11 protein-coding genes, 1 tRNA gene and 1 pseudogene are annotated in these 18,829 nt (G+C 66.2%); 9 read left to right on the top strand and 4 right to left on the bottom strand.

What is annotated here, in order from left to right:
• Positions 1–4 precede the first annotated feature (4 nt).
• The 6 genes from Pla108_RS15760 to Pla108_RS15735 all read left to right on the top strand — a co-directional run bounded on the left by Pla108_RS15760 (position 5) and on the right by Pla108_RS15735 (position 12,134).
• On the top strand, positions 5–1,861 hold the full coding sequence (locus Pla108_RS15760) for a biotin/lipoyl-binding protein (protein ID WP_197526611.1): 1,857 nt from the start codon (positions 5–7) through the stop codon (positions 1,859–1,861).
• A complete protein-coding gene (locus Pla108_RS15755; protein WP_146445914.1) occupies positions 1,824–2,762 on the top strand; it encodes an efflux RND transporter periplasmic adaptor subunit in 939 nt (312 codons plus the stop codon). The genes Pla108_RS15760 and Pla108_RS15755 overlap by 38 nt, the downstream gene beginning before the upstream one ends.
• Positions 2,763–2,791: 29 nt before the next feature.
• Positions 2,792–4,969, top strand: coding sequence for a site-2 protease family protein (locus Pla108_RS15750; RefSeq protein ID WP_146445913.1), 2,178 nt, complete (start codon positions 2,792–2,794; stop codon positions 4,967–4,969).
• Between the two features lie 102 nt (positions 4,970–5,071).
• Positions 5,072–10,774, top strand: a complete 5,703-nt coding sequence (locus tag Pla108_RS15745) for a protein kinase domain-containing protein (protein ID WP_146445912.1) — start codon at positions 5,072–5,074, stop codon at positions 10,772–10,774.
• 123 nt (positions 10,775–10,897) lie between these two features.
• Positions 10,898–10,970 (top strand) — tRNA-Lys (locus tag Pla108_RS15740).
• 159 nt (positions 10,971–11,129) lie between these two features.
• Positions 11,130–12,134 (top strand): tyrosine-type recombinase/integrase, encoded by a 1,005-nt coding sequence (locus tag Pla108_RS15735; RefSeq protein WP_146445911.1) that lies wholly within the window; start codon positions 11,130–11,132, stop codon positions 12,132–12,134.
• A 3-nt stretch (positions 12,135–12,137) separates the two neighbouring features.
• On the opposite strand, the gene Pla108_RS15730 is transcribed toward Pla108_RS15735, so the two are convergent.
• The 4 genes and pseudogenes from Pla108_RS15730 to Pla108_RS15715 all read right to left on the bottom strand — a co-directional run.
• Entirely contained in the window at positions 12,138–12,380 is a 243-nt protein-coding gene (locus Pla108_RS15730; RefSeq protein ID WP_146445910.1) for a helix-turn-helix domain-containing protein, read from the bottom strand.
• Positions 12,377–13,900: a hypothetical protein gene (locus Pla108_RS15725; protein ID WP_146445909.1), complete on the bottom strand. Its 1,524-nt coding sequence runs from the start codon at positions 13,898–13,900 to the stop codon at positions 12,377–12,379. Before Pla108_RS15725 ends, Pla108_RS15730 begins: the two co-directional genes overlap by 4 nt.
• Before the next feature lie 9 nt (positions 13,901–13,909).
• Complete coding sequence (locus tag Pla108_RS15720) at positions 13,910–14,416, bottom strand: hypothetical protein (protein ID WP_146445908.1); 507 nt, start codon at positions 14,414–14,416, stop codon at positions 13,910–13,912.
• A 219-nt stretch (positions 14,417–14,635) separates the two neighbouring features.
• Positions 14,636–15,732 (bottom strand): annotated as a pseudogene (locus Pla108_RS15715) (IS3 family transposase); the annotation flags it as partial.
• Positions 15,733–16,121: 389 nt separating this feature from the next.
• Here Pla108_RS15715 and Pla108_RS21040 point away from each other — a divergent pair.
• The 3 genes from Pla108_RS21040 (at position 16,122) to Pla108_RS15700 (ending at position 18,745) form a co-directional block, all read left to right on the top strand.
• The gene (locus Pla108_RS21040) at positions 16,122–17,651 is read left to right on the top strand and encodes a hypothetical protein (RefSeq protein ID WP_197526610.1); all 1,530 of its coding nucleotides are present in this window, start codon (positions 16,122–16,124) and stop codon (positions 17,649–17,651) included.
• Position 17,652: 1 nt separating this feature from the next.
• Entirely contained in the window at positions 17,653–18,012 is a 360-nt protein-coding gene (locus tag Pla108_RS15705) for a DUF7674 family protein (protein ID WP_146445907.1), read from the top strand.
• Positions 18,013–18,118: 106 nt separating this feature from the next.
• Complete coding sequence (locus Pla108_RS15700) at positions 18,119–18,745, top strand: IS110 family transposase (protein WP_146445906.1); 627 nt, start codon at positions 18,119–18,121, stop codon at positions 18,743–18,745.
• Positions 18,746–18,829 lie beyond the last annotated feature (84 nt).

Raw genomic sequence — 18,829 nt, 5'->3', positions numbered from 1 at the left:
GTCGATGACGGAAGTCGATGCGTTCCTTGACGACCTCGACCGTCTCGCCGCGACATCGGCGACTGACGCTCCCGCGGCGTTCTATCGCCAGCTGCTCCCCGCCGCCGCCATGGCGCTCGGGAGCGACGCGGCGGAATGGTTCCCCCTGGCAAGTGGCGGCGACCTGCCGACACGCTGGCCGGCGCAACCCGGCAAAGCGACGCCGCTGATTGATTCCGAGCGCGTCGAACGGGTCCGCTTCGACGGAATCCCTCGCATCGTCGTTGGCGAAAATGGCGCCCCTGCCGTTGTGGCTCCTGTCGAGGGCGCCAGCGACGTCGTCGGCGTGCTGGCGATACGGCTTGGCGATGGCGCCGCGACTCCCGAACGGAGCGTTGAACTCGCCGCGGCTGTCGCCGAGATCGCTAGCCGCTACGAGCTCCGCCGCGAAGCGGACCGGGTGGCCGCCGCCCAGTCGCGGCTTGCCCGTGTCGAAAACCTGCTCGTCCGCTTGCACTCGCGGCGGGGACGTTCAGCCATCGCCCGTGAAGCGGCGGACCAAGGGCGCCTGCTCGCCGGCTGCGACCGGCTGACGGTGCTCGCTCCATCAGGCGGCGGTTGGCGGATCGTTGCGGTGAGTGGGGTCCAGCAGGTGAGTCGCCGCAGCGACGCGGCACGCCGCATCGAAAAGCTCACGCAGGCGGGCCTCGCGGCGGGCGAGCCGCTGGTGGTCCCCGTTCCGACCGGCGCCGAACCGCCTCCGCAGTTGGCCGAACAGGTCGACCGTTACTGCGACGCGGCGGGCGTCCGGGCTCTCCGCGTGCTGCCCTGCGAACCACCCGCCGAAGCCGACGAGGCGCCGAGCCGCCCCCGCCTGGCTCTGATGGCCGAGTGGTTCGACGAAGCGATCGATCCGGAGGCCGACGCCCTGCTCGCGGCGCTGGCCCGCCACCTCGGCGTCGCCTCCCAGCGCGACGGCGCCGGCGGCGGATGGCGCCTCGGTCGGACGGCGACGGCGCTCGTCCTGGCGGGGCTGCTTGCCGCGGGTGCAATCATCGCGATGGCGACGCCCGCCACGCTCTGGCTGCCGGTCGACGGCCGTTTCGAGCCGATTGACCACGCGCGGGTGTTTGCGCCGCTCGACGGCGTTGTCGAAGAGGTCCTCGTCAAACAGGCCGATCACGTCACCGTGGGCCAGCCCCTCGTTCGGCTCGCGTCACCCGACCTGCTGCTCAAGCAAGAAGAGGTGGCCGAGGCGATCGCGGCGACCGAGGCGGAGATCGCGTCGCTCGAGACCGAGAAACTGCGGGCGTCGCTGCCGGGCCGCAACGAAGACGCCGCCGACGCCACCACGCTCGCTAGCCGCGTTGCGGCGTTGCGCGAGGGGCTCGGCCATCAACAGCGTCAACGCGAATTACTCGAGGCCGAGGCGGCGAAACTCGTCGTCGCGAGCCCGCTGGAGGGCGACGTCGTCAGTTGGCGCCCCGACGATTACCTGGCGGACCGGCCGGTCCGGCGCGGGCAACGCCTGCTCGAGATCGCCGCCGAGGGGCGTTGGCGGATCGAGCTCGAGGCGCCCGACCACCGGACGGGGCCGCTGCTACGTGCCCACGAGATGGGCGAGCCGCTTCTCGTCGAGTACGTGGTGCGGGCCGACCCGGCTTCGACCCACACGGGCCGGGTGGCGTCGGTCGCTCCCTCGACCCACGCCGACGCCGAGGGGAGTCCGGTTGTGCGGGTTGTCGTGGACCCCGACGACGCCCCCCGGGCGAATCCTCGCAGCGGATTGGGGGTCTCGGCTAAGATCGATTGTGGTGAACACTCCCTGGCTTACGTCTGGCTGCATGAAGCGATCGAGGCAATCCGTCGTCGCTGGTTCTGAAGCGTGGCGTGCTTGCGCCGCGACGCTGGCGCTCGCTCTTTGCCTTTCATCGGCGTCGCTTGAAGCCGCCGAGGTCTCCGTCGCCTCGTCGATCCTCACCGTCTCCGAGACAGTGAAGGTCCCCGCCCCGGAAGCGGGCGTGCTCCGCGAGTTGTCGATCCACGAGGGCGCGCGGGTCCGACGGGGCGACCGCATCGGCGAGGTCGACGCCCGCGAACAGCAGCTGACCGCCGAAGTCATCGAGCAAGACCTCCTGCTGGCGCAGCGAGAGTCCGAGAGCGACGTCCGCGTCCGCCTCGCCGAGAAAGAAAACAAAGTCGCCGAGGCGGAGCTGATCCGCGCCACGTCGATCAACGCCGAGTTGCCAAACACGGTCTCAATCAAAGAGGTCGACCGCTTGCGGTTGGCGATGGAGCGGACCGAGCTTGAGATCGAGTTCGCCCGCTTCGAGCGCGACCTGCTGGGGGCGAAGCTCAAACGGATCGAGGCCGACTTGCGGCTGGCGCAGCACCGCGTCGAGCGGATGAGCGTGACGGCGCCGATCGCCGGCGTCGTCGCCGAGGTGTACCGCCATTCGGGCGAGTGGGTCGATGCGGGGGAACCCCTGGCGAGGCTCGTGCGGGTCGACCGCCTCCGCGCCGAGGGGTACGTCGGAATCGATGACGCCTTGTTGGGGTTGGTCAACCGGCCGGTGACGGTCGAAGCCGACCTGCCTAGCGGCGAGACCCTCCGCGCGACCGGCCGTGTGGTGTTCGTTAGCCCCGAGGCGGAGCCGGTCGACTCGAAGGTCCGCTTCTGGGCCGAGATCGACAACCGGGCGATGCGGCTGCGACCGGGGCTGACGGCGCGGGTCGTGATCCTCGACGCGCCGATCGAATCCGACGCCTTGTCGGTCAAGTAAAACCCCCCGCCGTCCCACCGAGCGATTCTGTGAATCGAGCCGCCTGGTTGACGAACGGCCGCCTCCGGGCGCGACGCGACCTGCTGCTGTCCGCCAGCGGCGAAGCGACCGTCGTCAAAGACCCGCTGTCGCTTGAGTACTTCCGGCTTGGCGACCGCGAGCGCTTCTTGCTAGAGACGCTCCGCGAGCCGATGACCATCGGCGAGCTCACACGCCGTTTCCAAGGGCGTTTCCCCAATGAACGGGCGACGGGCGCCCAAGTGCTGGGGTTCTGCGCGTCGCTCTACGACTGCGATCTGCTGCAATCCGACCAGCCAAGTGCGGTCTCCGCCGCGACGCAACGCGCCGTTGGTCAGTCGCCCTGGTGGGCGCCGGCGCTCAATCCGCTGGCGATCCGGCTGCCTGGGTTCGACCCCACACGGCTCTTGCATTGGCTGACGCCTCTCGGGCGGCTCCTCTTCAGCCGTGGCTTCGCTGCGACCTTGTTGATCGCCGCGATCATGGTTGGCGTTACTCTGGTGGGACGTGCCGAGGAACTCGCCCTCGAACTCCGACGGCTGCTCGATCTCTTCGACCCCAGCCACGCCGCGCTGGCGGTCGCCGCGGTGGTGATCGCCAAGGCGTGGCACGAGTTGGGGCACGCGCTGGCTTGTCGGCGGATGGGGGCGGAGTGCCACGAGGTGGGCGTGCTTCTGCTGGCGCTGATGCCGTGTTTGTACTGCGACGCGTCGGACGCCTGGACCTTGCCGAGCCGATGGCGCCGGACGCTGGTGGCGCTCGCCGGGGTTTACTTTGAGTTGATCCTCTCCGTCGCCGCGGCGGCGGCGTGGCTAGTCCTGGCGCCGGGGCCGACGCGTGTGCTGGCGCTCTACCTGGTGGGGGTGGCGTCGGTCTCGACCCTCTTGGTGAACCTCAACCCGCTGCTTCGTTTCGATGGCTATTACGTGCTGGCCGACCTTTGGGGGGTCGCCAACCTGCACCAAGCGAGCCGCGAAACTCTCTGGGGTCCGGTGCGTCGCTGGATACGGGGCGAGATGCGCCCGCCCGAGCCCGCCCCCGCATCGCCTTGGCTGCTCGCGTTGTATGCCTTGGCGTCCACGGTTTACGGCTGGGGCCTGCTCGCCGTGATCTTGTGGGTGACGCACCTCGCGCTGACAGACGCCGGGTTCCGCGCCGCCGGCGATTTGGTCGTCGCGTTAACACTGACAGGGGTCGTCTTCGGGATGGTTCGAGCGCTCGCCGCCGTCACGCCAAAGGGGCCTCATGGCCGGGCGTTGGGGATCAGCCTACGACTCGGCGTGGCGGTCGTTCTGGGGCTGGTAGCGTTGTGGGGGATTGCATCGATTTCGTTCGATCAAACGCTCCACAGCGTCTGCCGGGTCGAGAGTCAGTCGTTCGCGGATGTCGTCGCCCGTAGCTCGGGCGTCTTGAGCCATCGCGTCCGGTACGGCGACGTCGTCGAGCCGGGCCAGCTGCTGGCGGAACTGGAAGACGCCGACGCGCGACTCCGGCGGCTCGAGCTGCTCGAACGCGAGGCGTCGCTCGAAGCACAGATCAACGGCCTTCGGACACGGTCGCAACGCGACGCCCGGTTGCTGGCGGAGATCGCCCGCCTTGAGCCAATGCGGTCGGAGACGCGGCGGCAGCTTCGGTCGCACGACGAGCTGACGGAACGCCGCCGTCTGCGGGCGCCGATCGCGGGGCGTGTCGATCCGCCGGCGCAGAGAACGGCGACTGCCGACGCCGAGACGCCTGACGGCGATCTCCCGACTTGGAGCGGCGCGCCGCTCGACCCGGCGAACGACGGTTGCTGGCTCGAAGCGGGCGAACCGTTGTGTCGCGTCGCCGGCGCGGGGGTTCGAGTCGTCCTGTTGCTCAGCGAAGACGATAGCGGTCTGGTGCGGCTCGGCGCGCCGGTCCGCGTGGCGCTCGATCGCGCGCCGGGGGAGACCTTCCAGGGGGAGGTCACCAGCGTGGCGTTGGCGGCGGCCGACGCCGACCTCGCCGACCCCGAGCGTCGTGTCGAGGAAGGGCTCCGTGGACCGCTAGAACGGGGCGCCACCTATCGGCTGACCGTCGAGCTGAGCGGCGACTCGTCGCCGTTGCTCCAGCCGGGGGCGATCGGTCAGGCCCGTGTTGTCACCGGGCGCGAAACGCTCGGCGGCTGGCTCGCCCGCTGGCTACGCCGGCTCGTTCGTCTGGCTTGAAGACGCAGAAAACAAGGCATTTAGAGGCGGTAACCCCCTCAGCCGACTAGACTGGGGAGCGGTCCCACCACGCCGCCAACGGTTCGTCGAAGAGACGTCACAATGATCCACTGCCCCCACTGCGACGCCGAGCTGACCGCCGAAACGCTCAAGGGGAGCAGCGACCTGTTCTGCCCTTCGTGTGGCGAGCCGCTCGCCACCGACTCGGACGATTTCGGTCTCTCGAGTCTCGGCGGGTCGCCCGCCGACCAGACCGCCCGGCCCGACGCGGGGGGCTCTTCGTCGAGCCTCGGCGGCTCGAGCTTCGCCAACTCGGGCTTCTCGGAGCTTGAGTCGGCTTCCGAGGATATCTCGGGCGACGAGCCGCGCGACGCCACGCTCCAGGCCTCGGACGGAGAGCCTTCAGAGGAAGCGTCCGACGACGATCCCCACGACGTCACGATCGCCTTCGGCGAGCGGTACGACGCCGGCGAAGAGTCCGAGGACCTCCTGCTGCTGAGTGATGACGAGGACGAATACGCCGACCTCGCCGCCCGCGACCCGGGCGAGAGCCTCAACGCGACCGTTGACTTCGGCAGTTTCGAGCGGCTCGATCGCGAAGCGGACGACGACTCGGGCGCCGACTTTACGATGGCGCTGGGGGGCAAAGAGCCGACGCCGCGTCCCGACAAGCCGGCGCCGAGCGACAGCGACGCCCCCGACCTGACCCAAATGGTGGGCAGGCCGGGAATACTCGATGGCGGTCGGCCTCAGCCCCCGTCGGACGCCACCTTGCCCGTCGACCCCAATCTCCTCGCGGCGGGCCTCTCCGATTCGGGCGCCTCGGGATCGAGCGATTCGGCTGGCGGCGACTCGGCCGGCGACCGGACCGAGTCTCCCAGCACCCACGCCGAGGGGGCGGGCTCGTCCGAGCGCGACTCAGCGACGCTGGCGTTCGACTCCGAGCGTCGCAGCGATCGGGTCAGCACACCGCAGCCACTCGACATCACGGGGCTTTCGAGCGGAGGCACGATTCCCCGTGGCCCGCTCGAAGAGGGACGCGGCTCGCAGCTCATGAAGCCGGGCGACTCGCAGATCGTCGGCGACGAGTCGGTCCGGCTGCGGGCGTTCATTCTCGCGGCGCCGGAGGGGGCCGATCCCTTCGGCATCGACTACGCCCTGGTCGGCGAGGCCGGCAAGGGGGGAATGGGCGTCGTCTACAAGGCCCGCCAGCAATCGCTCAACCGGCTGGTCGCGATCAAGCAGATCAAGTCGGACCTCGGCGCCAGCGTGTCGGACTGCAACAAGTTCATTAGCGAAGCGGTCATCACGGGCCAGCTAGAGCACCCTAATATCGCGCCGCTCCATGACCTGGGCCTCGCGGCCGACGGGTTGCCGTTCTATGCGATGAAGTTCGTCGAGGGCGCCGATTGGGAGGACTCGATCAAGGGGCTCAGCGAGGAGGAAAACCTCGCGATCTTGATTCAAGTGGCGCAGGCGATCGCGTTCGCCCACTCGAAGAACGTGCTGCACCGCGACCTCAAACCGGGCAACGTCCGCTTGGGGGCGTTCGGCGAGGTCCTGGTGATGGACTGGGGACTCGCGGCGCGGCTCGACGACGGGTCCGAGATCCAGCCCGCGGGGACGCCGATCTACATGCCGCCCGAGACGGCGTTGGAGTACCTCGACTACGCGAAGGGACGCGTTGTCGGACGCAAGGTCGAGTCGTCGCGGCGCCGCATGCCGGCGGGCACGTACTGCGACGTTTATCTGCTGGGGGCGTTGCTCTTCAAGATCGTCACCGGCCGGGCGCCGCATCGCGGCAAGACGACGTTCGAGTGCCTGAAGGCCGCCGCGAAGAACGAAATCGTCAAGGTCAAGCGCTCCAGCGAGCTGCTCGACATCGCTTACAAGGCGATGGCGACCGACCCCGAGAACCGCCACACGTCGGCCCTCGAGTTCATTGAGGCGATCAAGGCGTACCAGGCGCATGCGCAGAGCATTAAGATCGCACGCCGCGCTTCGCAAGAGCTCCGCTCCGCCGAGAAACTGGTCGAGTCGCCCAGCGCCGACGCGACCGAAGTCTACGCCTGCTACTCGCGCGCCCAGCACGGCTACCAAAACGCCCTGGAGTTGTGGAGCGAGAATAGCAAGGCGCGCCGCCGGCTTAAACGGACCCTGCGTAGCTTCGGTGAGGCGGCCTATCGCAACGGCGACTTCGACCTGGCGCTGTCGCTCCTCGACGACCCGACCGGTGAAGACGACGCCTTGCGGGCGTCGATCGTTAAGGATCAAAAGTCGCGGAAGTCGCGGCTCGCTTGGTTCAAAACACTGCAGTACGCCACGGCGGCGTCGCTGATGGTGGCGCTGGGGTTCATCGCGTATAGCGTCGTTCTGCGCCAAGACGCGATCAGCTTGACGGCCGACCTCGAGGACAAAACAAAACTTGTCCAGCAGCGTGAAGCCGAAGCGACGCAACTCGCGGCCGAGGCCGAGACGCAGCGAGGGATCGCCGAGGAACAGACCCTGATCGCCGCCGCCAAGACCGACGAGGCGGCGGCGAAGACGGTAGAAGTCGAGCGGCTTTCCAAGCTCGCGAGCAGCAAGGCGAAGGCCGCCGAAGAAGCGACCCTTTTGGCCGATGAGAAGCAGCAAGAAGCGGCCGACGCGATCCGCCTCGCCGAGGCAAAGTCGCAGGAGGCCCGTGAACAGTCTTACTACGCGGCGCTGGGACGCATCCGCGCCGTGCTGGCCGACAACGGCGTGTTCGCCGCTTGGAAGGAGATGCAGGCCACCCAGGATTCGATCCCGCAAGAGCGCACGGACGACCCGGAATGGGTGTCGCTGAGCCGACGCATCGACTGGCGGTCAGAAGCGACCGAGTTGGTAGGCGAAGCCGCCGCCGTGGGGCCCACGTACGCCGCGGTGTCGAGCGATGGGTCGACGCTCGTGACCGCCGCCAACGCCAAGGGGGGCCGGATTTTACTAACGGTTTACCGAGAGGGCGTCGCCGCGGGTCCGTTGACGGTTGAGGGTCCGCCGATAACGGAGTTGGCGATTGACGGCGCCGGTCGCTACGCCGCCCTTGTCGGGGGAGGGCTGCGTCTGCTGGACCTCCAAACGAGCGCCCCGATCGAGGTCATCGACGCCAAGCAGGCCGGCGACGCGGCGTGTGTCGCGTTCCACCCGAACCGCCCGGAGCTCCTGGTCGGCGACGCCAACTCGCGCGTCACCAGCTGGCGGCTCGAGGGCGCCACGCTGCGACTCAACCGGACCGACCCGGTGGTGAACGCCGGCTCGGTCACAGCCGTGGGGTACTCGCCCGACGGCCAACAGCGGTTCTCAGTGGACGATCGCGGGCGGATCGTCCTTTGGCGGACACAAGACTCAGGGACGCTCGACTCCCGCGAGACCTATTCCCACAGCGAAGTCGCTTCGGGTTCGCCCCATATCACGGGGGCCGTGATGTCGAGTGACGATCGCGGAAGGATCGCTTACGGTTGCGCCGACGGCGCGATTTACGAAGTGGCCGGCTGGTGGCCGGCAGAAGATCAGCCAGCGATCGTCATCGACGAGGCGACCGGCCAGCAACGCCCCGCAACGGCGTCGCGGCTCGACGGCAGTGGATTTCTCGACGCCCGGCCGACCCGTCTGACGGCGACGCACGCCGGCGCGGTTGAGCAGATCGCCTACGCCGAGGACGAGAGCGTCCTGCTGTCGGCTGGCGGCGATACGCTCCTCGTGCAGCGTTCTCCGACCCGGCTCGAGGGCGAGGCGACGAAGGTCGAGCGGCGTTACCACGACCAACGCGTGCTCTCGCTTGCCGTCACCGGCGACGGCCAAGCGGTCAGCAGCGACGAGGCCGGCCGCGTCGTGCGGTGGCGTGTACGCGTGGCGCCGGATCAGTACGCCGTCGATGGCGAGGCGACCTCCGGCGTCGTCGCCATGCGATTCGAACCGGGCGACGGCGGAGCCGGGACCCTGGCGGTCGCCGACGAAGCCGGCTTCGTGCGTCGCTGGGCGGATGTCGCCCTCCCTGCTCAGAGCGTGACGCAGTACGCCGGGCACGCCGACAACCGCGACATGCAGGCGTGGCGGATCGGCGGGACCGACCCCCAACTACTAACGGTTGCCGCCGATTCGCGGACTGTTCAAGACCTCGATGGCGTACCGCGATCGGTCGCGATCGCCCGGGCGTGCCTGTGGGACGGACAAACGGGTCTGCTGCGGCGATCCATCGATCTCGGCGAACGGCGAATCGTCGCCTACGACGACGAACGCCGACTTCTCTACGCCGCCTGCGCTGGCCGAAAAATCGACGCCCGCGACTCCCGGGCGGTCGCGATGGCGTTCTCGCTTGATGGCGGAGAGCCGATCCCGCTTTGGAATGAAAAAGCCCGGGTGTCGGCGATCGAGCCACTCCACGGGCAGACGCCGCGCGGCGCAACCGTCGCCGTTGGCTTGCGCGACGGCCAGGTTTTCTTGTGGGGCGCCGAAACGGGCCGAATTGAGTTGGTCCGCTCGTCCTTCCGACCCCATTGGCGGCCGATCCGCTCGCTCGCTTACGACCCCGCATCGAAACGTCTTTACTCGGGGGACACAGTGGGCCTCCTCGCCGCTTGGCCGATGGAGGGGGGCGATCCGACAACCACCCTCTTAGCCGCAGGCGCGAGCGGCGTCGCGCCGATCGTCCGTCTCACGCCACACGACGGCAAAGGCGTGCTCGCCGTGCAACGTCGCGGCAGTCGGCTGGTGACGCCCATTCTTCTCGACGAAACGCTCCGGACGGTCGCCACGGCCGGCTCTGCCCTCGACTCAGCCATCGATGCGGCGATCGACCCGGTCACGCAACAACTCGTCGTCCTCGGGGAAGGAACCAGGGCAAGCGAAATCGCGTTCATGCAGCGGGGAGCGACGTCGTGGACAAAGCAATCGTCCGTCGCCTCGACAGAGAAGCTCACGGGACTCACTGCCGAACCGGAGGGCCTCTTGGTGTGGGGTGACGGGGTCGTCGAGTGGCGACCGAGCGACGGCGGCAGCTACGCTGTGGCGACCCGCGTGACCTCCCGCCCGCGACCTCTCGCGTTCGTATCCGGCGCCGACGATAACGGGTTGGCGGCTTTGACGACGGTCGGCTCGATCGACGCCTGGGACGCCGCGGGTGACCTCGTCTCGCAGCGCCCGTATGGCGAGGGATCGCGACCAACAGCAATCGCCATGGGCGAACGTCGCGACGAGTGGTTGGTGGCGCAGACAACCGGCAGCGGCGCGACGCGTCTGGAACGGTGGGACGCCGCCACCCGTCAATCGATCGGCGTGGTCGTCGACGAACTCCCCGGCGTTTGCGTCGCGCTCGCGTCGGCTGGCGGCAAGGTCTTCGTCGCGTTGCCCGACAGGGTCGCCATCGTCCCGGTCGGGGGAGGCGCGCCTACGGAAGTCGATTTCCCGCCCACGGTCGGCGCTCCGCTCGCGATCGCGGCTCGGCCCGACGGGGAGGGCTTCGCTCTCGCGACCGAGTCGGGCGCCCTCTGGATCGCCCGCCGCAACGCCGGCGCTTGGCGTCTCGCCCCGGCGGACCAAGCGGGGGTCACGTCGGTCGCCTACACGCCTGCCGGCGACCGCTTGCTGACCGGCGTCGATAGCGGCCGCGTCTTGCTCTTAGAGGTCTCGGGTCTGTCGACCGACGGCGTGACGGCGCGGCCGCTGCTGAGCTATGCGGGTCATAACGACCGGGTAACGCGACTCGACGTCGCTGTGACTCCCGCGGGGACCTCTACCCTGGTGAGCGGCGACGCGTCGGGCCGGGTGATCGTCCGCTCGCTCTGACCGGGCGCGTGGCGGACCCTCGCTTGGCACGCTACGAGTTGGTGGACTAAACTACGCCTTCGGTGAACACCGGCGCCCTTTCGCCGGTCCTACCGAGAGCCGCCCCCCGATGGGGCGGCGAGCGAGCCTGTAGCTCAGTCGGTAGAGCAACGGACTTTTAATCCGTTGGTCGTGGGTTCGAGTCCCACCGGGCTCATAAGGACTTACGTCAATTGCGGTTGCCTCGTGGCACGGTAATTGGCACGGTATTGGGAAGCGAAGAAGCCCCGCCCGGGTTGCCGCCCGGGTGGGGCTCGGCAGCAAGCCTTCGGCTCACTGGACACTGGTTTGTCTCAGTAGCTTTGGAGGTTTGAAGATGGCTCGACGAGCGAAACCCTGGCTCCGCAAGGGGCGAGGCTGGTATGTGCAGCATCACGGCAAGCAGATCGCCCTTGGTAAGGACAAGGCCGCGGCGTTCCTGCGGTACCATGAACTGATGCAGCAAGGCCCCTGCCAAGCAGTGGCGGGCGACTCTTTCTTCGCGGTCTGCGATGCGTTCCTCGAATGGACCCACCAGCACCGCGCCCCACGCACGTACGAGTGGTATGTCGACCGCCTGGGGTCGTTCGCCCGCTCACTGAGCCGTTCTGGTGGCGAGATCCGTATCGCCGCGGTCCGGCCGCTCCACGTGCAGCAATGGCTCGACGAGAACCCACGCTGGGGGGCCACGACGCAGCGGCAAGCGATTGTTGCGGTCCAGCGCTGCTTCAATTGGGCTGAGCGGATGGGGTACCTCGATCGATCCCCGGTGCGGCAGATCGAGAAGCCCCGTGCCAACGTTCGGGAGACGATCATCCGCCCCGCCGAGTACGCCGAGATTCTGCAGACGGTGGGTGACGACGCCTTCCGTGATTTGTTGGTCGTCTCTTGGGAGACCGGTTGCCGGCCCCAGGAATCGCTGCGCGTCGAGGGGAGGCACTTCGACCGGGCCAACTCGCGATGGGTCTTCCCGCCGTCCGAGGCGAAGGGACGGCGCAAGCCGCGTCTCGTCTACTTGCCCGAAGCGTCGCTCGCGATTACTCAACGCCGTCTCTCTGAGTTCCCGACCGGGCCCCTCTTCCGCAATACGGCGGGCAGGCCGTGGCAGGCTTACGCCGTGAACTGCCGGTTCCAGAGGTTGAAGAAGAAGCTGGGACGTTCGCACTGCCTCTACCAGTTCCGCCATTCGTTCGCCACGCGGATGCTCGAATCGGGACTCGACGCCCTCACCGTCGCGCTGCTGCTAGGTCACTCCAACCCCGCCATGCTCTCGACGACCTACCAGCACCTGGCCCACAACCCCCAGCACCTGCTGGGGCAGCTCTCGTCGGCCACCAAGTAGGTGTTAGAACCGCAGGTGCCGGAGCCGCCGCGCTGGTGGCTTCGGCGCTTGCGTGTTGTTCGCTGCGGTATCACGGCACCGCTGGAGGTACGCCGCGAGCTCATCTTCGGAGACTCGGATCGCGCCGCGTCCGCCACCGATCCGGTGGGCGCCGAGCTTTCCCGACTCGACGAGTTGGTAGACCGTCGTTCGGCTGACTCGTAATCGTTCGGCAACCATTGCGACCGTCAATAGAGGCGGCGTCATAGGCCCAGCCCTCCGAGGCCCTTTTCGATGATCCGACGCGTGATCTCGTCGGCCATGTTCCGGTCGATGATGAACGCCGCGATCAGGTCCATTGTCACCGCTAGGAAGTCGTGATTGGTTTCAATGGGGTATCCCATCTCAACGATTGCCGTCTTGAGGACCCCGACCGCCACCGCCAACCGCTGCTGCGGATCGATCGCCAGGGAGGGGAGCGGGGTCATGTCGGCGCCGAGGGGTTGTCCGTAGCATTCTTCGAACAAGACGCGAGCCGCTTCCCAGGCCGGGTGCGTCGGCGTGCGATCGGCGTGCTTGCGATCGACCGGGCCGCTGGTGAGACGGAACCAACTCGTCATCAAGTAGTTCACGACGTCGGACCGTTTGGCGATCCAGTCCTCGACCGTGTCGACCCCTAGCTTCTTGAGCCTTCCTCGTCCCAGCTGAAACTCGATCCGGGTCGCCAAGTCGGGCAGACCTGCCCATCGCGCGGTAGCGAGCAGTTCGAGCTTGAGTGGTCGCTTTCGGGACTCGTGGAGTTTGTCGTAGACCCGCAGGCCCAGCGGTGACTTGCCCACGCTGAACCCGGTGTCTTTATGGCCATCGAAGTGACGGCCCGCTGAGAGACCGTCCTCGTGGCGGCGCCGTTTGCGCGCCCGGGTGATGACCCAGCCGCGATCGAAGGGCTCGGTGAACACCGCGACCGACGTGCCTGGCAAGTCGAGACAGGGATCGACTCGGGAAAGCTTGTTGGAGACGATCGTCGCCCCGAGCTGTTCGATCAGGTACTGGAAGAGACCCCAGACGCCGGCGAATCCGAGACGCATCAGCGGGGCCGACGGCGCGCTGATCTGGACGCTTGGGTGGGTGCGGTGAGGGACGGCGCGGTCGGCAATCAGGAGGGTGATGCCGTGGTCGGTGGCGACACGGAAGGGCACATAGAAGGCTTTATCACCCGATCCGACCCGGGCACCGCCGGGGGCGACTAGGCCGGTGATCTCACCTAGCTGGATGACGTTGGCTTCGCTGCCGCGGATGGCGGCTTCTCGCGCTTCGAAGAGCTGGTTTCTTATGACAGTAAAGCTTTCATACTCCAGGTAGAAATTGACGGTTAGGTAATCCTCTCCCCCTAATGTGGTTTTTGGAGGGGGTGTGTTACTGAGACTACCCCCTCCGTCGAAGATGGCCGGGTCGAACGCTGTCGCCGCATCGATAGCGGACTGCTCCGCAGTAGGGTCTTCGCCTTTGGCGGTTGCTGGGGCGCCCCCCGCCGTCTCCCCAGACCCCTGACCCGCCACCTCTTCTCTGTGCCGTGGGGACGCCTCTCGGTTTTCCGCCGCTCCTCGCGGCTTAGGCCGCCGCTGTGCGCGGTCGTCGGCCGGGTCGTCCGCTTGGCTCGGGGAAGTGCTCTCGTCTTCGCGGTCGCGATCGAGCGGCCCGTCGGCCGCCGCTCCTCGCTCCTTACGTCGCTGTGGGGCGTCGTCCGCCGGGTCGTTCGATCGATCGCTGGGGTTTTGAGTGCTCATGCCCCAAAACTACGCGGCCCATGCCCTCAGCCCCCGGACCACCGCAGGAAGAGTTTTGTCCGGGTCCAGCCACTCGCCTAGTTTGTTGCGCTTTCGGAGGATCTGCTTCTGTAAGGTGGCGTCGTTCTTTGGCAGACCGGGCTCACGTTTTTGGCGTCTGCCGCTGCGCCAAGCCTCAGCGGTATCAAACAGTTCGCGGATCTGATTGGCTGTTAGCGGTTGCAGCAGGCTGTACGAAAAAAAAGAGATCAGACCTGCTAGAACGATCATGACCTCGCTGCGGGTTGGCGCCTTACTCGGCCGGGTCAGGCTTTTGGCGCCATGTCTAAACCGCTTTGCGGTCTCGTCGCGATCCCGGTCGAAAAGCACCGGGCGGACGGCTTCCGAACGAATGAGGTCGGGATCGTACGCAAGGAGGCTGTCGAGCGTACGGAGGTGTCCGCGTTGCCCCGATGTCGCCTTGTGATAGGCGGTCTGGGGGCATCTGTATTCGGCGACGACATGTGGAATCGCCACTCGGAGCAAGTAGGCGATCGCCTGATTACCAAAGATTTCGTTCAGCAGCTGCTCTGGTGGCTCTTCTGGGTCTGGTCTTCCCCCGATTCATGTACCAGTCGCTATGAGAGAATCGAGATGATTTGATAGTAGTCCGTTGGGCTGCTGGAGCGGAGGGGCCTGCGAAGCCGTAGGCTGAGCAGGGCCCGGAGCGGAAGCGGCCCAACGGGCGGCGAACTCGGCCGGAGGGGTGTACCCCAGCGAGCTGTGCGGCCGGTAGTGGTTGTAGTCCAGACGCCACCGATCAACGCACCAGCGGGCGTCTTCTAGCCCCAAGAACAGCTCGCGGTCCAGCAGCTCTTGGCGGAAGCGGCTGTTGAAGCTCTCGATGTAACCATTCTCCCAAGGGCTCGCCTTGGCCACGAACAGTGTCTGCACACAGGCTCGATCGAGCCAGCGACGGATGCTCTTGGCGACGAACTCGGGGCCATTGTCGCTTCGGATGTGCTCCGGGGCACCACGCACCGCGAACAGGTAGCCCAGCACGTCCTGCACCTGCCGGGCCGTGAACGACTTCTGCACCTCGATCGCCAGGCTTTCGCGGGTGAACTCGTCCAGCACGCACAGCATCCGCAGCTGACGGCCACGCTCGGTGAAGTCGGTGACGAAGTCGTAACTCCAGATGTGGTTCGGGTACTCAGGCCGCTTCCGCACGCAGCTGTTCTCGCTCCCGCCCAGCGATAAACGCAGCCGTTTGTGGCGTTTCTTCGGCACCTGCATCCCGTGCTCACGCCACAGGCGTTCGACCCGCTTGTGGTTCACCTCGTGGCCACGCCGACGCAGGGCCTCGTAAACCTGAGGGCTGCCCCAACAAGGCCTCTCCGCGGCAAGGCTCCGCATCTCCTTGAGCAACTCCGCGTCGAGCGTCGGTCGCCTCGACTCGTAACGCTGCGTCGACCGTGGCTGATCCAGCACGCGGCAGACGCGACGCTGCGATGCCTTCTTGGGCCCCAAGCGGCGGCGGACCGAATCGACGGTCCGCCGCTTCCGCTCGGGGCCTACCAGTTTCCCTTCGCGGCTTCCTTCAAGATCTCCATGTCGAGCGCTTGATTGGCCACCAGCCGCTTCAGACGAGCGTTCTCCTTCTCAAGCGAACGCATCTGCTTCGCCAGGTCGGGGGCCATGCCCCCGTACTTCTGACGCCATCGGTAATAGGTCTGCTCGGTGATCCCAAGCGTCTTGCAGACCTCCGGGACCTTCTGCCCCTTCCCGAGAGCTACATCCGCCTCACGCAGCTTCTCGATGATCTGCTCCGTCGTATGTCTCGTCCTCTTCATCGCAAGAATCCTCCAAGAACCGGGGACCGCCCGGCACGGGATTCTCTCATTCAGAATGGCTTGGTTTCAGGGGGGAAGACCAGGTATTCGAAGCGTTCTTGAGCAGCAACAAGAGCTGGTCGAAGGGATCGGCCAGCGAAACGGTGACGCACAGCGCTGAGGGCTCGTCGGGGTCGGCCAAGAGCAGCGCGGAGGGGGGCTTCGACGACGCGACTGTACAGTTCACGGAGGGGAAGTTCTATGAAACAACGGCTGAAACACGTACAGGCACCAAGCAAGATTGGAAATCGAGTTCGAGCTACACCTCGTCGCACGAGAACGGCCTCCATGGCGCCAAGGGTGGGCAGTACGACTCGAGCCGCTCTTTCGAGCAGTCGACCGCCGACTACTTGACCTCGAAAGTACACGGGCAGTCCACCATAGGGGAGGCCTCCGGCGGGTCGTTCGGCGACGAGTACGACCGCATGTACACGTACAATCGCTACCTCACTGACGCCGACGGGGCGGTGACGGGTTCGGCAAGCGACGAGACCTATTACCGGAGCCACACCTCGGATAAAGGGAAGTACGAAGACACGGCGCAGGGCCGTCAAGAGACGGGGAAGCAGACGACTTCGACCCTCTCCCGGCAGGGGCTCACGATCGATCGTTGGGACGAGCTGTACTACCAGAATTACGCTCCCGACGAGCTGATGGAGACGGGCGAGTGGCATTTCCAGAGCAAGACCTCGAGCCGATCGACCACGGAGGTCGACTACTCGCCGGACGCGTCGAGCTCGCAAAGCTCGTCAACCAGCGACACCAAGGAGGAGCACAACAAGGTCATCGAGCTTTATGCCGACTTTGGCGAGGGCAGCGAGGTTGAACGCCGACTGGCTGAACGCCTGGAGGAAGAGCTGCAATCGACGACGAAGGTCACCGACGGGGCCGCGTCGGGGCGTGAAAGGTACTGGAAGCAGACGACCGACTACGCGGCCGATCCGACCACGGTCACGTTGAGCTCCTACAACTACAACGTCACCTGGCCCGAGACCAGCTCCGCCGCCATGGCGATGGGGGGCGGGGGCGATGAGCCGGGCGACGATGAGCCGATGGTCCCGGCGCACCAGGAGCAGCAGGCCAATGGCCAACCGACTCCCGGGGGAGGCGTGGAGGGGCGGCTCAACACAATCAAGGTTGATAGGCAGGGGGCCGCGGTTGGCTCACCGCCGGAATCGCCGACAACGAGTGGCCTGGATGAAATCAAAGCCGAACGGAACGGCAAACTTCGAGCTGGCTTTACTCCGCGGTATTTTGACCACCAACGAGCCGCTAACGCCGCGGATGCGGGATTGCGTGGGATCGGCGGTCCCGTCAACACGGCCCGAGACCTCTATGAACTCGGCACACAAGAACGCTCGCTCGACAGCAAACCGCTCACGCTTGGGGACAACGCAGAACGCGTGGTCGAGCAGGCCGGGACGTTGGGGTGGCTGATGGCCTTCCTGCGAAGGGGCAAGGGGAGTCAGGCCGCTGCCGTGGTTGAAAATGCGGTCGAGGCAGCGGATGATGTCAAGGACGGTCGAAAGGCATTGGGAGGGTCCAAGCCCGTTGCGGCGGTTAAATCGGCGGCAAAAACTGCCCCAAAGACGTTGCCTATCCCTAATGTTACCGATCCAAAACTGAAGAACTATGTAAACGACTTGTACAAGGGTGCTAAAGGTCCGAATCCGATTGGAACGGGATCAACGGCTGATGCGGTACGAAATGAGTTGCGGACAGGTTTGCCGACGCATGGAAGGTTTCATTCAATAAAGGCCAAGGAAGTCATCAACGGTCTGACGAACTGGCTGCGCAAGAACCCGAATGCGTCACATCACGACCGCTTGGTCGCCCAAAGCCTGTTGGATGATCTGAAGGCGGCATTAGGAGGTAACTGATATGACACAAGATTCAGAGGATTATAAAACGCCCCCTGAAGGCGTTGCCTTCGTTGAAGATCTTGTCGAACGTTTTGACGACCTCCGTACGATTTTTCAGGAGCATGTCGCTGACAACGACGAAATCCTTCCTCACCTATTCATGGGGGACGTAACACGATACGTCCTTTCTGGCGGCTCCCAGCGCCAGGAGCTTGTGCGTCATCTCAATGACGCTTTGAGGACAGGAGAGGAGTACATCGAGAACCTGATTGCGGTTTCGTTTGTTGAGAATCTTGAAAGTGAGGAAGAACTGGAGCGTGCGTTGCGAGACGCTCAGGCAGACGCACTGCGCGAAGAGTGGCGTCGCCAACGTTTATAGATCGCCGGGTGAACCTATGAGAGGAGGCCGCGCCGAGTAGGCGGTTCTTCGGATTGGTGGTAAACGAGGGTAGTCACCCTCCCCGTTTCCCCCGCAGGAGACCGTCATGAATTACGTCGGCGTGGACCTCCACAAGAAGTCGATCAGTGTCTGTGTCGTGAGTCAATCGCGTGAGGTGCTCCAGTCGCGGCGGTTCTGGTGCGTCGAGCCCGATCGAATCGAGGCCTTCTTCGGCGAATTGGGGCCCCACGAGGTCGTCGTCGAGGCGACCGTTGGCTACGAGTGGTTCTTGCGGCTGGTGGAGCCCCACGCCCAGCGGGCCGTGCTCGCCCACCCGGGCATGCTCCGCGTGATCGCCCAGAGCACGCGTAAGAGCGACAAGCTCGACTCGCGGGTGCTCGCCGAGTTCCTCGCCGGGCGCCACTGCTGTCGCTGCTATCGCCAAGGGGTTCACGGCGTAGTGTGCCACTGGCTCCGCCAGTGCGAGGTGGGATCGGACTCCAACCTTGGCTCTCACTGGCGGAGCCAGTGGCACACATCAAGGCTGCCAGGGCCACCCGCCGGGTATATTCTGGCGGGGCCCTCTTCACAAGCTCTCGCCTTGGAACCGGTTGGGGGTTGGGGGTTGGGTTGCAGGCAAGGTTCTGAAGGCGGCCCTGCCGGTGATCAAGAGCACCCACCCGAAGGCGAGAGAGGTTCTGGAGCAGGTCGCGGGTGGCCCCGACTGTCGTGAGCGAGCGGTGTTGCCGGCCGAATCGTTCTGCCCGAACGATCGTCGGGGTGCGTAGCAACAAGAGGCGATCGACTCTCGCCCCCT

Source organism: Botrimarina colliarenosi, from assembly GCF_007859955.1.
GTDB classification, from domain to species: domain Bacteria; phylum Planctomycetota; class Planctomycetia; order Pirellulales; family Lacipirellulaceae; genus Botrimarina; species Botrimarina colliarenosi.
The sequence above is the reverse complement of the archived record's forward strand: the minus strand, read 5'-3'. Positions and strand labels throughout refer to the sequence as shown.

Excerpts from the sequence above, each read along its gene's own strand:
- Pla108_RS15760 (WP_197526611.1), top strand. The coding sequence starts at position 5 with ATGACGGAAGTCGATGCGTTCCTTGACGACCTCGACCGTCTCGCCGCG.
- Pla108_RS15755 (WP_146445914.1), top strand. The coding sequence starts at position 1,824 with ATGAAGCGATCGAGGCAATCCGTCGTCGCTGGTTCTGAAGCGTGGCGT.
- Pla108_RS15745 (WP_146445912.1), top strand. The coding sequence starts at position 5,072 with ATGATCCACTGCCCCCACTGCGACGCCGAGCTGACCGCCGAAACGCTC.
- Pla108_RS15735 (WP_146445911.1), top strand. The coding sequence starts at position 11,130 with ATGGCTCGACGAGCGAAACCCTGGCTCCGCAAGGGGCGAGGCTGGTAT.
- Pla108_RS15730 (WP_146445910.1), bottom strand. The coding sequence starts at position 12,380 with ATGACGCCGCCTCTATTGACGGTCGCAATGGTTGCCGAACGATTACGA.
- Pla108_RS15725 (WP_146445909.1), bottom strand. The coding sequence starts at position 13,900 with ATGAGCACTCAAAACCCCAGCGATCGATCGAACGACCCGGCGGACGAC.
- Pla108_RS15705 (WP_146445907.1), top strand. The coding sequence starts at position 17,653 with ATGACACAAGATTCAGAGGATTATAAAACGCCCCCTGAAGGCGTTGCC.
- Pla108_RS15700 (WP_146445906.1), top strand. The coding sequence starts at position 18,119 with ATGAATTACGTCGGCGTGGACCTCCACAAGAAGTCGATCAGTGTCTGT.